Source organism: Brucella pituitosa (assembly GCF_003049685.1).
GTDB classification, from domain to species: domain Bacteria; phylum Pseudomonadota; class Alphaproteobacteria; order Rhizobiales; family Rhizobiaceae; genus Brucella; species Brucella pituitosa.
The window spans coordinates 617,878-632,782 of the sequence record NZ_PYSY02000003.1 but is presented as its reverse complement, the minus strand read 5'-3'; the positions used below and the strand labels follow the sequence as shown (position 1 = coordinate 632,782).

The window sequence follows — 14,905 nt, the reverse complement described above, 5'->3', positions numbered from 1 at the left end:
CCATGGGCTGGGGGGCAGCCACGTCACTATTGCGCGCAGGCTTTCATGTTAAAGGCGTGGATGTTCGTCACGAGGTTTTGCAACGTTTCGCGGCAGAAGGCGGCGAGGCATACTCAACCGCAGCCGAGGCGGGGCCTAGCGATGTAGTATTCGTTTTCGTTGTGAATTCTGATCAGGCAAAGGATGTCCTGTTCGGCGCCAAAGGTGCATTGGCAAGCGCTGTTCGAGGCACAGTCTTTCTTTGTGCGTAACTATGGCGCCGAGCGCCACCGTCGAAATAGCCGAAAGCCTCGAAGCGGCGGGCATGCTGGTTATAGACGCGCCGGTTTCGGTGGGCATCAAAAGGCTCTCACAGGCGAAATGACGGTGATGGGATCTGGCTCGAACGCAGCCTTTGACATTGCTGCGTCCAGTTTGAATGCTGTTGCTGGCAAGGTATTTCGTCTCGGTGAAGTGCCCGGACTGGGCTCGAAGGTCAAGATGATCAATCAGCTGCTTGCCGGTGTACATATCGCGGCAACAGCAGAAGCTCTCACTCTTGCAGCAAAAGTTGGATTAGACCTTCAGACAGTATTCGACGTCATTCGTGTTTCGGCGGGTTCTTCATGGATGTTCGAAAATCGCGGACCGCACATTGTGGAAGGCGATTACACACCACGTTCTGCAGTGAATATCTTTGTCAAGGATCTGGGCATAGTAACCTCCGAAGCTTCCGAGGCTGGAGGGTCGACACCTTTAAGTCAAACAGCACTGGAACTCTTTAATCAGGCTGCCGGTGCCGGATTCGGACCTCAGGATGACGCAGCTGTAGCAAAGATTCTCGCCTTAAAAAGCGATGTAATATTGCCCGGAATGACGGATTAGACGATGGGTATTGTTTTAGGCGCCATTGCTGACGACTTTACCGGAGCAACCGATCTCGCAGGTCTTTTGGCTCGAAGTGGCTATCCAGTTTCTTTGCGACTTGGATTGCCGTCAGAAGCCGAACCTGAAGGCAACGCCGCAGCGTTCGAAATTATCGCTCTTAAATGCCGTACAATTCCTCAAAACATGGCTGTTGATCAGGCGCGATCTGCTTATGAATGGCTCAGCGCTCGCGGTGCAAAACGCTTCTACTGGAAATATTGCTCGACCTTCGACAGCACTGAAAAAGGCAATATAGGGCCAGTTGCTGAAGCGTTGATGGCCGATATAGGCACGTCTCAGACGATCTATTGCCCTGCATTTCCGGAAAATGGTCGTAATGTTTTCATGGGGCATCTTTTTGTGGGAGAAGCGCTTCTCAACGAAAGCGCGATGAAAGACCATCCTTTAACGCCCATGCGCGACTCCAGTCTGGTCAGATTGTTGACGCCACAGGTGCGTGGAAAAGTGGGCCTCGTCAACCGGCTTACTGTCGCGCGTGGAGTGGAAGCTCTCAAATCCAGATTAAGGGAACTGGAGGCTGACGGCATCGCACACGTTATTATTGATGCGGTTGCGAATGATGATCTTTCAATTATCGCGGAAGCCTCACTGGATTTCCCATTAATCAGTGGAGGTAGCGCTCTCGCTATGCCACTGCCAGCACTTCTCGCTGGCTCCGGTATGATTGGCCAAACCACTGAAACTGTACCTGAACCTCAGGTGCAGAAGGGACAGATTGTACTTTCAGGCAGTTGTTCGGCCATGACTCTCAAGCAGGTCGAACTCTATCGTGATAGGGCTGCGAGTTATCGGCTGAACCCAACAGTTCTGGCCGAACGTGGTATCGCGGATGCGCTCGACTGGCTTCAAAAACAACCGGCCGAAAAGCCGAAGCTGATTTATGCAAGTGCTGATCCAACGTCTGTGCAAGAGGCGCAATCGAAGCTTGGTGTGGAACGGGCCGGACAAATTGTTGAACAGGCGCTCGCTGAATTGGCGCTCGCTTCGTTCAAACTTGGAATACGTCGATTTGTGGTCGCTGGTGGTGAAACATCGGGCGCAGTTGCTCAGGCACTTGGAGTCTCGAAGCTCAGGGTCGGTAAAGAAATCGCGCCCGGTGTTCCATGGACCTATGCCAAAATTGGCGATGAAACCGTCGCACTCGCACTTAAGTCCGGCAATTTTGGAACCGCGTCCTTCTTCTCCGATGCACTTCAGATGCTGGAGGTCGCATGAGCGAAGAAGCAAGATTGCGAGAGGATATCTGCCGGTTAGCAAAATCGATGTTTGATCGGGGGCTTACAGGTGGATCTTCGGGAAATATTTCAGCTCGCCTTTCCGACGGGCGCTTGTTGGTAACGCCAACAGGCAGCTCGTTTGGTGGGCTTGATCCTCAAAGACTATCGCTATTCAACGAGGCAGGGATATTGGTTGGCGGTGATCGTCCCACAAAAGAAATGCCGCTACATTCCGCATTTTATGAAACGCGCGGTGCCAAGGCCGGGGCAGTTGTGCATTTGCATTCGTGCCATTCGGTTGCCCTTTCAATGCTACCAAATATCGATCCCGATAACATGCTGCCGCCTCTAACGGCTTATTCGATCATGAAGCTCGGCAAGGTCAAGCTCTTGCCATACTTTTTGCCGGGTGATCCGGCAACCGGCGATGCAATCCGCGGGCTGGCTGGTAAGCGAAGTGCGGTTATGTTGGCCAATCACGGCCCTGTCGTTGCATCGAAAGATCTGGAAGCAGCGGTTTACGCGATCGAGGAACTCGAAGAAACGGCCAAACTTGCTTTGTTGACCCACGGGCTGAAACCCAAGCTCTTAACCGATGCGCAGATCAGTCAGATCGTGGAAAAATTTGATGTGGAGTGGGAGTAATATGGCGAAATTCTCGGCCAATTTGGGTTTCCTGTGGCAAGAGCTGCCTCTTCCTGATGCTATACGCGCAGCCAAAAAGGCTGGCTTTGATGCTGTGGAATGTCATTGGCCCTATTCCTATGATATCAAGGATATAGCTGCCGCTCTTCGCGAGACCAGGTTGCCAATGCTGGGTCTCAATACTAGTCGCGGCAATGTGGAAGCTGGAGATAATGGTCTTACAGCCGTTCCGGGCCGTGAAAGCGAAGCACGCGCGGCTATTGATCAGGCGATCGCCTATGCCAGCGAACTTAACGTGCCCAATATACACGTCATGGCAGGACGTAGTGAAGGAACGGAAGCCCATCGCACTTTTCTGAGTAATCTCACCTATGCCTGCGAGCGCGCATCTATCTATGGCATGACTATTCTGATCGAACCCCTGAATGAACGCGATGCGCCGGGATACTTTCTGAGAACTTCTGCGCAAGGTCTATCGATTATCGAAGAGCTCGGTCAGGACAATCTGAAGCTGATGTTTGATTGTTATCATATCCAGATCATGGAGGGTGATATCAGTAAACGGCTTGAAGCATTGATGCCGCATATCGGTCATGTTCAGATAGCGTCCGTTCCCGATCGTGCAGAACCCGATCACGGGGAGTTAAACTACAGACATATTTTGAGTTGGCTCGATAAGCTTGGCTATCAAAAACCTATTGGGGCTGAATATCGTCCGGCAACGTCTACCGTTGATGGACTAAAATGGATGCGCCTTTTTGAATGAAGCTATTAAGCGGTACAGAGACGAGAACGAGGAGGAATAATAGTAATGAGCGCTGGATCAGCTGCAGGAAATAAGCCCATTGCACTTGTGACAGGTGGGGGGAACCGGGGTCGGCCGTGCAATTGCAAAAGCGCTTGGCACTGCAGGCTATCAGGTCATCATCTCGGGCAGACGTGGTGAGGTTCTCGATAAGGCGGTTAAGGAACTTACAGCTGATACGGGTGGACATTTCCACGCTTTCAAAGCGGATGTAAGCGACCCCGTGTCAGTGCGTACCCTTTTTGACAACATCGAAAGCAAATTTGGACGACTGGATCTTCTGATCAACAATGCGGGTACTTTGGTGCCAGGTGTTCCTTTAGAGGAAATAAGTTTCGATGACTGGAGTGCAATTGTAGGCGCCAATCTGACAGGTGCGTTTTTTGTGCACACAACAGGCATTTCGCATCATGAAAGCGCAACAGCCGCGTGGTGGTCGCATCATCAATAACGGATCAATTTCAGCGACGACACCGCGTCCAAACTCTGCGCCTTATACTGCGACCAAGCATGCCATCACTGGCCTGACGAAGTCGACGGCACTTGACGGGCGTAACTTTGATATTGCTTGCGGGCAGATCGATATCGGGAACGCTGCAAGTGACATGACGCAGAAAATATCGACTGGTGTCATTCAGGCAAATGGGACGATTGCCGCAGAACCAACAATTGACCCAACACATGTTGCCAATGCAGTTGTTTATATGGCGAGTTTGCCTTTGGACGCTAATGTGTTGACCATGACGGTGATGGCAACCAAAATGCCATTAGTCGGGCGCGGTTGATACTGTCGTCTGCTGCAATGGTATGAAGTCTAACAAAGGAGAGAAATAGCGAAGGTGTAAATGTCGGAAGTGAGGAGCTGGCGTTTTCATTTTTCCAAAAAACATAAACTATCGATCACACTCTGGGAGGATACGCATGGCAGCTGTACAGTTCGCTGAGGTAGTGAAATCTTTCGGTACCTTTCCTGTTATCAAAGGCGTGAATATTGATATTGAAGATGGCGAATTCGTCATTCTTGTTGGGCCTTCTGGCTGCGGAAAATCAACCCTTTTGAGAATGTTGGCCGGGCTGGAGAATATCTCCGGCGGGGAGGTTCGCATTGGCGGAAGAACAGTAAATAACCTGCCGCCCAAGGAACGCGATATTGCTATGGTGTTCCAGAACTATGCCCTTTATCCCCATATGACAGTTGCCAAGAATATGGCTTTCTCATTGATGCTCAACTCTGCGCCACAGGCCGAAATTGAGAAGCGGGTGAACTATGCGGCTGGTATTCTCGGTCTGACAAATCTGCTCGACAGATATCCGCGTCAGCTTTCAGGAGGGCAGCGCCAGCGAGTTGCCATGGGGCGCGCGATCGTTCGTGATCCGCAGGTTTTCCTGTTCGATGAGCCACTGTCTAATCTCGACGCCAAGCTCCGAGTGGCTATGCGTGCAGAAATTAAGGAATTGCATCATCGACTTAAGACGACAACCGTTTATGTAACCCACGATCAGATTGAAGCGATGACAATGGCTGACAAGATCGTGGTCATGCATGACGGGCGCGTTGAGCAGATTGGCTCACCGCTGGAGCTTTATGATAATCCGAGCAACCTGTTTGTCGCAGGATTTATCGGCTCACCCGCAATGAATATGATCAAGGGCAGGCTCGCCCCGGAAGATCCAAAAAACATTTGTTGCTGAAGATGGTATGCGATTACCACTTTCTCGCGCCTATCCGGCCGCTGTCGGCCGCGATCTCGTTTTATGGGTTGCGTCCTGAATATATCCGGCTTGATAGCGCGGGCATGCAGGTGCCGGTCGTCGTCATTGAACCAACGGGCTATGAAACACATATCGTCGTGAATTTTGGCGGAACAGAAAATATCTGCATTTTCCGCGAACGTGTCGACGTTCGCCCTGGCGAGATGATTTCAATCTCAATTGATCCAGCAAATGTTCACTTGTTCGATGAACAGGATGGAATGCGGCTGTCGGCCTGAGTTTATTCCGCGCACCAAAAAGGAGAGGAGCCTTCGGTGTGCCGTTTCTGGGAAAGACGCATGTCACCAGATTTCTGCATCCGTGGTTTGGGACAGCGGATGTGATCAACGAGAAGTCCCATCTTTGGAGGAGGAGCATAATGACTATCAGAAGAAGAACATTTCTTGCAGGAACAGCAAGCCTTGTTGGCGCTGCAGGTCTTTCTGGCCTTGGCTACTCTCCGGCTTTTTGCTGCCGAACCTCAATATAAACCCGAAGAAGGCGCAAGTCTTCGGCTCTTGCGCTGGACACCTTTCGTGAAGGGCGACGAAGAGAGCTGGTTTGCTAACACAAAGAAATTCAGCGATGCCACTGGTGTTGCAGTCCGCATTGATAAGGAAAGCTGGGAAGATATTCGCCCCAAAGCAGCGGTCGCAGCCAATGTTGGATCTGGCCCGGACATTGTCATGTGCTGGTTCGATGATGCCCATCAATATCCCGACAAGCTCGTAGACCTCACGGAACTGGGTACATATCTCGACGGTAAGTATGGCGGCTTCTATGATGGGTTGAAGGGATATGCAGTTCGGGATGATAAATTCATTGCCATGCCGTTGACTGCAATCGGCAATGCCATTGTTTATCGTGACAGCCATATGAAAGCAGCAGGCTTTAGCGAGTTCCCCCAAGGATGCCGCAGGCTTCCTGGAGCTTTGCAAAGCGATGAAAGCCAAAGGCACGCCAGCGGGCTTTCCACATGGTAAAGCAGTTGGTGATGGCAACAACTACGCCCATTGGTTGTTGTGGAGCCACGGCGCACAAATGGTCAATGAAAAAGGGCGAAGTCACTATCAATTCGCCTGAAACACTGGCCGCATTGAATTACGCAAAAGAGCTCTACGCCACATTTATTCCAGGTACGGAAAGCTGGCTGGACATCAATAACAATCGCGCGTTTCTTGCGGGGCAGGTTTCATTAACTGCGAACGGTGTTTCGATCTATTACGCTGCGAAGAATGACCCGAAGCTTGCTGAAATTGCTGAGGATATGCGCAGTACAAACTTCCCAATTGGACCTGTTGGGAAGAGCGTTGAATTGCATCAGACCAGTTCTTTGCTCGTGTTCAAACATACAAAATATCCAGAAGCCGCAAAAGCTTACCTTAAGTTCATGATGGAAGCTGACCAGATGAATGCATGGATCAAGGGGTCGAGCGCCTATTGCTGCCAGCCACTTAAGGCGTTCGCAAACAATCCGGTCTGGACGGAGAATCCCATCCATGCGCCTTATGCCCGAGCATCGGAAACCCTGCGGCCGAATGGGTATGCAGGCCCTCTGGGATATGCGTCAGCGGCCGTGATGGCTGACTACGTTCTGGTCGATATGTTTGCCTCTGCAGTCACAGGAGCGGAAACTCCGGAGGAAGCGATGGCAAGCGCTGAAAAGCGGGCGAACAGATATTATCGCGTGTGACCGACATAATCATGAGGCGTAGGTGAAAGCCTGCGCCTCCGCTTCGCATAGAGCATTTCCGGCAAAAGAGCGAAGCGGTTTTCGGAACAAGATGTATGCAAAAACAGTGAGATAGAACATTTCTCGTGATCGAACTTCAACCAGAAATGCTCTGGTGTTCTGGAGGTGCAATCCATGACGATGACGAATACAAAAAGACTCCGGGAGCGATGCGGCGCAGCAAAGTCCCGCCCGACCGCGCCTGAGCAACAATCGCGATATGCTTGGATTTTTGTTCATGCTGCCTGCAGCAGTTTTTCTGCTTTGCTTCCTTACCTATCCGCTTGGCCTGGGGGTTTGGCTGGGCTTCACCGACACCAAGATAGGACGCGACGGCATTTTTATTGGCCTTGAGAATTATGAGTTTCTCTGGGACGACAGTGTTTTCTGGCTATCTGTGTTCAACACGGTCCTCTATACGTTCGTCGCATCTGTTCTCAAATTTGGTTTGGGCCTTTGGCTTGCGCTGTTGCTGAACGAAAATTTGCCGATCAAATCTTTCTTCCGCGCAATTGTACTGTTGCCGTGGGTGGTGCCAACCGTACTTTCAGCACTCGCATTCTGGTGGATCTACGACGCACAGTTTTCCATTATATCCTGGTCGCTCATGCAGATCGGCCTGATTGACCAGCCCATCAATTTTCTGGGCGATCCAACCAATGCACGATTGTCTGTCATTGCTGCCAATGTCTGGCGCGGCATTCCTTTCGTGGCGATATCTCTCCTTGCGGGCCTGCAGACCATTCCAGCATCCTTGCAGGAAGCAGCTTCCCTTGACGGTGCATCCAGCTGGCAGCGTTTTAGGCATGTGACATTACCGATGCTGACGCCGATCATCGCTGTGGTGATGACGTTTTCCGTTCTGTTCACATTCACAGATTTTCAGCTGATCTATGTTTTGACCAAAGGTGGGCCTGTGAACGCGACGCATCTCATGGCCACCCTATCGTTTCAACGTGCAATTCCGGGCGGCCAGTTAGGCGAGGGTGCTGCGATAGCGGTCGCAATGATCCCGTTCCTGCTCGCCGCAATTATGTTCTCCTTCTTCGGTTTGCAACGCCGCAAATGGCAGCAGGGCGGAGGTGATTGAGAATGGAGAAAATCATGAAAGCCAAGGATCAGGCGATCAATACGGTTACTGATGACACCCAGGGCATGTCTTATCTCAACAGGCTGCCTAGAAGAGTGGTGACAATCTATATACCCATTGCGCTGTTTATTTTCGTGCTGCTCTTTCCATTCTACTGGATGGCAATCACTGCAGTTAAGCCAAATTCACAGCTCACAGATTATGACAATTACAGCCCATTCTGGGTGGTCGATGCCACATTCGATCACATCAAGTATCTGTTGTTTGAGACGTCATATCCGGGCTGGTTATGGAATACGATGCTCGTTGCGACATGTGCAACGTTCATATCACTGGTAACATCAGTTCTAAGCGCCTATGCGATTGAACGTATCCGCTTTACCGGCTCGCGCTCGGTAGGCTTGCTGATTTTTCTGGCTTATCTTGTTCCACCATCAATCCTGTTCATTCCGCTGGCATTTATCGTCTTCAAACTTGGGATCTATGACTCTCGTTTGGCTCTCATTTTTACTTATCCGACCTTTCTTATCCCATTCTGTACCTGGTTGCTGATGGGATACTTCCGCTCGATTCCATTTGAGCTGGAAGAAAGTGCACTCGTTGATGGTGCAAGTCGCTGGCAAATTTTGTGGAGGATTATTCTGCCTCTTGCGGTTCCAGGGCTGATTTCGGCAGGTATATTCGCCTTCACTCTTTCGTGGAACGAGTTCATCTATGCACTGACATTTATTCAGTCTTCAGAAAACAAGACCGTTCCTGTGGGAGTGCTGACTGAACTTGTGCGCGGCGATATCTTTGAGTGGGGAGCGCTTATGGCCGGTGCGTTATTTGGGTCGCTGCCGGTTGTCATTCTCTATTCATTCTTTGTCGACTATTACGTCTCGTCGATGACTGGAGCGGTGAAGGAATAACCATCCTTTATATTATCCATGTCGATACTAAAAGAGGCTCTCTCGAGCCTCTTTTTAGAGTGCGTTTCGATCTGATTGGATCAGATCGTCGCTCTAAATATTTGTTTTAACGCGCATCCCGAAAACCGTTTCACACTTTTCGGGATGCGCTCTAATTGCGATCAATAGCTATTGTCATAACTGACCGCTCAAAGCTTCCTGAACGGCGATATCAGCCATCGCAATTGCAGCTTCTCTGGTGCGTGCTGCAGCAATAAAACGGCCATTGTGGCAGAAGCTTGCACCTTCAATACCGCATGCTGCTTCCAGATCGCCATTGGTTAACCCAGCCCAAGCTGCAGGAAGGTCAGCCCGTAATTCAAACCCATCATCCGATTTACGGATGCCCGTCGAACACCAATCGTTATTTCTAGGATGAACGACAAACAGCAGATGATCGGCACCAGCTTTGACGATTGCAGACCGGAAAGGCATTCCGAGCGGAAGTTCCAGCACCCGATTTTCGCCTGCAGCTTCAATTGCATTTTGCACAATGGCCTCAGCCCGCAATTTCGCTGCACTTCCTGCGATTTTTGCTTCGACAAAACTGCGGGCAATGATCAAAGCGCGTTGAAACGCCTGATCATCAGCCTCGGGGTTTGTTTCATCAAAGACGGGTTTAAGCGTCTCCAAAAGTGTGGGCAGGGTCAGCCCCGCAAGTGGTCCGGCAATAGAAGGGCTCAGTTCGCCGTTGTCCACCAGATCAATTGGAAGTACGAAATTCTGGTCAAAGGACGCGTGAATAGCTTCTACATCCGTCTCGGGAATGCCGGAGAGCATAAGGTAGTCGTGTCCATAATGCTTCCAGATCAGACCAAATGAACTGTAGGGTTGTCCGTCTTCGCGGTGCGGTGCGCCGCGCTGATGGTGATCAAAAATACGCGCTTCCGGATCATAGAGGCCGCCTACATCGTAAATAATGCGGTCAACGTTTGGCGTAATCAATTGCGGTCCCTGCTGCGAATAAGCTGGGCATCAGGGAAAAGCCTGGTGAGTATGACACTCGACATCAACTCGTCGGCATGAAAGCCCCCAGAGTGCGTGACGATAAATTCTGGGTTCATGCCGTATGCGCCTTATCAGTATTAAAATGAAACGAGAGAACGAGTGCTGATACTCTTTAGAGCGTTTGAGCTCAAGCTCCCTCATACATATTCCTTTAAGGTATCGGTGGTCTGGCTACTGTACGAGGCAGAAGTTGAACCACAATTCTTGCAGGCAGGTTCCCTGAGTTCGACACCCCGTCAAATATGTCAGGGTGTTAAATTTCTGTCATCAAACCATGCTAGCTAGCTGTTCAAATGGGTATAAAAATCAAAATATACTTACTTAAATTGATTCGAATCAATATTAACTATTTGAGATTGAATTAAAACATATTTGTGAGGTATTAATTTTATAAACAAAAAATAATTTCATGAAAAATACACATTATATTTATTGATTTAGTGATTTTATATTTTATAAGCCCTCGCGTCACACCTCGCTTATGGAGTTATTTTATGAGGGTTAAGAATTTTCTCTGCGCTTCGGCTGCAGTATTCTCGTTTGTGTCGGCTGCACAGGCTGCTGATGCGATCGTTGCACCAGAGCCAGAAGCCGTAGAGTATGTCCGCGTTTGCGATGCTTATGGCGCGGGCTATTTCTACATCCCAGGCACCGAAACCTGCCTACGTATTCACGGCTATCTTCGTTATGACGTTAAAGGGGGCGATAACGTCTACGCCAAGCGTTTGTCGCAGCTGGAACGCGACACCTATGACATGAAGTCCCGCTTTGAACTTCGTTTTTCTACTGCGTCCGAGACGGATCTGGGCACACTTAAGACCTATGCCGACGTGCGCTATGATTGGAACAACGGTGAAAACGGCGCAAGCGGCCAGCTCCGCTTCGCATATATCGAACTCGGCGGTCTTCGCCTTGGTCTCGATGAATCCAAGTTCGTGACCTTTACTGGTTACCTCGGCGATGTCATGAACGACGACGTCATTCTGGCCGGCGGCACGCGCACCAACGCCATCAGCTATAGCTTCAAGGGCGGCAACGGTTTCTCGGCTGTAATCGCTCTCGAACAGGGTGGCAATGGCGACTCGGACGTCAACGTCACAATCGATGACTACACGCCGCATGTTGTTGGTGGCTTGAAGTTTGCTCAGTCATGGGGTTCGATTGCTGGTGTTGCAGCTTATGACGCACTCAACGAAGAGTGGGCCGGTAAAGTTCGCCTCGATGTGAACGTGACCGAACAGTTCTCGGTCTGGGTGCAGGGCGCATACAAGTCGAACGATGACAACTACACGGTTACACAGCGCTTTGCTGATGGTAGCTGGCGCGGTGTTCGTCGCATCGACAGCTTCTACGGTACATGGGGTGGCGATTGGGCCGTTTGGGGTGGTGCCAAGTTCAAGGCAACCAAGCAGGCAACGATCAACGTTCAGGCAGCTTATGAAGATGTCGGCCGTTTTGCAGCCACTGCAAACGTAGCTTACACTCTGGTGCCGGGCTTCACTGTAACGCCTGAAATTTCTTACACCAAGTGGTCGGATGACCGCTCGGAACTTAAGGGCGAAAAGGCCTGGCAGGGCATGGTTCGCTTCCAGCGTTCGTTCTGATCTGATCGTTCGTTCGGATTTGATAACCTCCAGTCAGATTTGAAGCGACAGGGTAGCGGCTTGAAAAAGCCGCTACTTTTTTATGGCTATTGAAGTGGATGATGATCTCAACTCTTTGAGTTATTGCAGAAAATTCCGCAAGCTCTCCAATTCAACGGGACGGATTTCATGCCCGCCGGGTGCAATCAGGGATTTGACGTCTGCACCCTGTGCTTTGAACCATTCAATCAGGCTCTTTGAGAGCTTGAGTGGCGAGATCGGATCGACTTCGCCAGCCGTGATCAAAACCCGTTTGCCGGAGAGTGCGGGCTGCGGTTCCGGTGTCCATGGGATCAGCGGATGCATGAGTGCTGCACGGTTAAACAGGTTTGGGTCGCGAAACAGCATGGATGCCAGAATATTTGCTCCGTTCGAATAACCGAGCGCATAGATTTCACGACCCAGATTCTGCTCGCGAACCTCGCTTATAAAGCCCAGCATCTTCTCCGTGCGCAGGTGAAGGTCATCCATGTCATAGACGCCTTCGCCTGTACGGCGGAAGAAGCGATTGGCACCGAATTCCGATACATCGCCGCGCGGCGCGACAATGCCTGCATCGGGCAGTATCTGGTCGATCAGGCCGGTGAACTGGTGCTCATTGCCACCTGTGCCGTGAAACGCGATGACGACCGGAGAACCGGCAACACCTTCGCGCCGGAAGCTGAAATATTCCTTTTTTGTCATGATAATCCTCCAAAGGAGGGTGCCTCCGGCAAAGCCGGAGGCATCCAGTTATTTATCAGTCAAAGGCTCGAGATTGGCTTCGATGCGATCACGATAGGCCTCATAGCGGCTTGGCAGCTTGAGTGCTTCGCCCAGATGCGCCGTGTCTTCATCGCGGTCAAAGCCGGGTTCATTGGTTGCGATTTCAAACAACACGCCGCCCGGGGTGCGGAAGTAGATCGCCCAGAAATAATCGCGGTCGATCACCGGCGTGACATGATAGCCCGTGTCCATCAGCGCCTTGCGCACTTCAAGCTGTGCAGCCCGGTCCGGCACCGCAAAGGCGATGTGGTGGACAGAACCTGCGCCCTGACGTGCAGCCTGTGCCGAAGGAAGGGCTTCGAGATCAACCGTATCGGCACCATTGCCATTTGGAATGATGAAGCGGCTGATATTGCCTTCGGTTTCAGCGCGTTCATAACCCATGAACTTGAGCAGTTCGGCACTGGCGTCAATGTCGTGAAGCCGCATGCGTGCGCCGCTGAAGCCGCGGATAGCTACATCTTCGGAAACGCCCGCACTGATCCATGGCGCACGCTTGTCATCGTCAATCTCAACGAGTGCAAAGCCATCGCCATCCGGCCCCTGGAAACGCAGACGTTCAGCGCCAAACACGCGGTCAGCTTCAAGGCCGGTTACGCCTTTTGCGACCAGACGGTCTTTCCAGAAGCCAAGCGAATCCTTTGGCACAGCGAATTCGGTTTCACCGACTTCGCCAACGCCCGGACGACCGCGCACGATGTTCGGGAACGGGAAGTAAGTCATGACCGAGCCGGGGGTGCCGACTTCATCACCATAATAGAGGTGATAAACACTTGGTTCGTCAAAGTTCACCGTCTTCTTCACGCGACGCAGGCCGAGTGTATCGGTAAAGAAGCTGTTGTTCTGGCGTGCATCGGCCGCCATCGACGTGACGTGATGAAGGCCTCTGATCTGGTTCAGCATGATGTTTGCCTTTCTGCGGCATGACCGCTCCATAATCTTGTTGAAGCCAATCTAATGGGATCGATTGTTGATGACAATTGATGCAAATATTGCGATTATATTACAATGAGTGCAATAATCGGATCGAAATAGAAGCTTAGGTTTATTGTTGTGGAGCCTGCTTTTCACAAAGCTGTGAAGCATGGAAAAGAAACGTTCAGAGACAAAAATAAACAACACTTTGTTTGATTAAAGCGGTATAGCGGCTCGCAATCAATTCTTTGGAGTGCCCTTCAGGCCGCACATAAAGCAACAGCTATTCCACGACCCGGTTCACTTGAAAAGTGCCACGTCTTGATCCTGACGATTCCACAATACGAAAACTGAATTCAGAGAGTTCTGCAGATCTAGCCCTTACCTCAAAGCGGGTGGAGATATGCAGCCACATGCGATTACATGAAATGACAAATCTTACCACACTCGACAATGTATCAAATGAGACTCAACTTTCGACACTGGTTGGCATGATTGCCATTCCGCTCTGGAGTGTATCGATTGGGTTCATTCGCAGTGTGTCGGAAATTTTTGGACCTATCGCAGGTGCTGCCCTGATCTATACGACAAGTGGCATACTTGGTGCCCTCGTTCTCGGTCTTCCAAAGCTGCGCGATCTGAAAAACCCAGGAATCTGGTATAGCGGCCTTCTGTTCGTTGCTTATGAGATTTCGCTGGCGCTGGCGATAGGACTTGCGCACAACCGCGATCAGGCATTGGAACTGGGCATGATAAATTATCTATGGCCCAGCGTTACAATCCTGTTTGCTGTTCTGACGGGACAACAGCGCGGCTCATGGCTCCTTGCTGTTGCATTGGGCTTTTGCTTAATGGGTATCGGTTGGGTTATGAAAGGTGACAATGAGTTATCTCTGGATCTTATTTTTCATAATATTCAGGACAACCCGTTAGCTTATATTTATGCATTCTCGGCCGCATTGCTATGGGGGCTGTACTCCGTTGTTACGCGCCATTTTGATAATGGAAAAAGCGCGGTTCCACTTTATTTTCTGCTGACCGCAGCTGTACTGTGGACCAAGTATACGATCAGTGATGGGCCTGCACTGGTCCTTCATTGGAATGGTCTGGGGCAAATCCTAGTTTTTTGCTGCGATGTCTGCTGTTGCTTATGCGTGTTGGAACCGGGGTGTATGTCATGGGAATATCTCACTTCTCGCAACCGCATCCTATTTCACGCCAGTACTTGCAGCAGTTCTCACGTGCTTGTGGCTTGGAATTCGACCGGGCATCGAATTTTTCTTCGGTGTGTCAATGATCACGGCTGGGTCTTTGCTATGCTGGTGGGCTACACGGCGGACCGCATTATAAAGACTGCATTTCCCCAGTATGGGAGTTGGTGGCATTACACCCGCACATAAACTGAAATTGGCCGCGTGAATCCTGGTGTTAAACTCATCAAAAATAGGGGGTACGA

The 14,905-nt window shown here is 50.7% G+C and carries 9 protein-coding genes and 5 pseudogenes; 11 read left to right on the top strand and 3 right to left on the bottom strand.

Annotated elements, in window-relative coordinates:
- Positions 1-2: 2 nt before the first annotated feature.
- From ltnD to C9380_RS23190, 9 genes and pseudogenes are all read left to right on the top strand, one after another.
- Positions 3-864, top strand: a pseudogene (gene ltnD / locus C9380_RS23230) (L-threonate dehydrogenase).
- 3 nt (positions 865-867) lie between these two features.
- A complete protein-coding gene (otnK, locus tag C9380_RS23225; protein ID WP_128094488.1) occupies positions 868-2,142 on the top strand; it encodes a 3-oxo-tetronate kinase in 1,275 nt (424 codons plus the stop codon).
- Entirely contained in the window at positions 2,139-2,789 is a 651-nt protein-coding gene (gene otnC / locus C9380_RS23220; protein ID WP_105535139.1) for a 3-oxo-tetronate 4-phosphate decarboxylase, read from the top strand. Before otnK ends, otnC begins: the two co-directional genes overlap by 4 nt.
- Before the next feature lies 1 nt (position 2,790).
- On the top strand, positions 2,791-3,555 hold the full coding sequence (locus C9380_RS23215; RefSeq protein WP_128094487.1) for a hydroxypyruvate isomerase family protein: 765 nt from the start codon (positions 2,791-2,793) through the stop codon (positions 3,553-3,555).
- Between the two features lie 45 nt (positions 3,556-3,600).
- Positions 3,601-4,379: pseudogene (locus C9380_RS23210) on the top strand (SDR family oxidoreductase).
- 136 nt (positions 4,380-4,515) lie between these two features.
- A pseudogene (locus tag C9380_RS23205) lies at positions 4,516-5,585 on the top strand (ABC transporter ATP-binding protein).
- A gap of 140 nt (positions 5,586-5,725) precedes the next feature.
- Positions 5,726-7,039: pseudogene (locus tag C9380_RS23200) on the top strand (ABC transporter substrate-binding protein).
- Between the two features lie 259 nt (positions 7,040-7,298).
- Positions 7,299-8,168, top strand: a complete 870-nt coding sequence (locus tag C9380_RS23195) for a carbohydrate ABC transporter permease (protein ID WP_244430443.1) — start codon at positions 7,299-7,301, stop codon at positions 8,166-8,168.
- A gap of 14 nt (positions 8,169-8,182) precedes the next feature.
- On the top strand, positions 8,183-9,079 hold the full coding sequence (locus C9380_RS23190) for a carbohydrate ABC transporter permease (protein WP_105535271.1): 897 nt from the start codon (positions 8,183-8,185) through the stop codon (positions 9,077-9,079).
- Between the two features lie 174 nt (positions 9,080-9,253).
- On the opposite strand, the pseudogene C9380_RS23185 reads toward C9380_RS23190, so the two are convergent.
- Positions 9,254-10,182 (bottom strand): annotated as a pseudogene (locus C9380_RS23185) (MYG1 family protein).
- Between the two features lie 438 nt (positions 10,183-10,620).
- Between C9380_RS23185 and C9380_RS23180 the strand changes: the two are divergent.
- On the top strand, positions 10,621-11,730 hold the full coding sequence (locus tag C9380_RS23180) for a porin (RefSeq protein WP_128094815.1): 1,110 nt from the start codon (positions 10,621-10,623) through the stop codon (positions 11,728-11,730).
- A gap of 120 nt (positions 11,731-11,850) precedes the next feature.
- Here the strand turns inward: C9380_RS23180 and C9380_RS23175 are convergent, their stop codons facing one another.
- Together C9380_RS23175 and C9380_RS23170 are read right to left on the bottom strand one after the other, a co-directional pair.
- Positions 11,851-12,453, bottom strand: coding sequence for an alpha/beta hydrolase (locus C9380_RS23175; protein ID WP_105535132.1), 603 nt, complete (start codon positions 12,451-12,453; stop codon positions 11,851-11,853).
- Positions 12,454-12,501: 48 nt separating this feature from the next.
- Entirely contained in the window at positions 12,502-13,437 is a 936-nt protein-coding gene (locus C9380_RS23170) for a VOC family protein (protein WP_105535131.1), read from the bottom strand.
- Positions 13,438-13,862: 425 nt separating this feature from the next.
- On the opposite strand from C9380_RS23170, the gene yddG reads away from it, so the two are divergent.
- Positions 13,863-14,849: an aromatic amino acid DMT transporter YddG gene (yddG, locus tag C9380_RS23165; RefSeq protein ID WP_217284104.1), complete on the top strand. Its 987-nt coding sequence runs from the start codon at positions 13,863-13,865 to the stop codon at positions 14,847-14,849.
- The last annotated feature ends 56 nt before the right edge of the window (positions 14,850-14,905 follow it).

Excerpts from the sequence above, each read along its gene's own strand:
- yddG (WP_217284104.1), top strand. The coding sequence starts at position 13,863 with ATGCGATTACATGAAATGACAAATCTTACCACACTCGACAATGTATCA.
- C9380_RS23170 (WP_105535131.1), bottom strand. The coding sequence starts at position 13,437 with ATGCTGAACCAGATCAGAGGCCTTCATCACGTCACGTCGATGGCGGCC.
- C9380_RS23195 (WP_244430443.1), top strand. The coding sequence starts at position 7,299 with ATGCTTGGATTTTTGTTCATGCTGCCTGCAGCAGTTTTTCTGCTTTGC.
- otnK (WP_128094488.1), top strand. The coding sequence starts at position 868 with ATGGGTATTGTTTTAGGCGCCATTGCTGACGACTTTACCGGAGCAACC.
- C9380_RS23175 (WP_105535132.1), bottom strand. The coding sequence starts at position 12,453 with ATGACAAAAAAGGAATATTTCAGCTTCCGGCGCGAAGGTGTTGCCGGT.
- otnC (WP_105535139.1), top strand. The coding sequence starts at position 2,139 with ATGAGCGAAGAAGCAAGATTGCGAGAGGATATCTGCCGGTTAGCAAAA.
- C9380_RS23215 (WP_128094487.1), top strand. The coding sequence starts at position 2,791 with ATGGCGAAATTCTCGGCCAATTTGGGTTTCCTGTGGCAAGAGCTGCCT.
- C9380_RS23180 (WP_128094815.1), top strand. The coding sequence starts at position 10,621 with ATGAGGGTTAAGAATTTTCTCTGCGCTTCGGCTGCAGTATTCTCGTTT.
- C9380_RS23190 (WP_105535271.1), top strand. The coding sequence starts at position 8,183 with ATGAAAGCCAAGGATCAGGCGATCAATACGGTTACTGATGACACCCAG.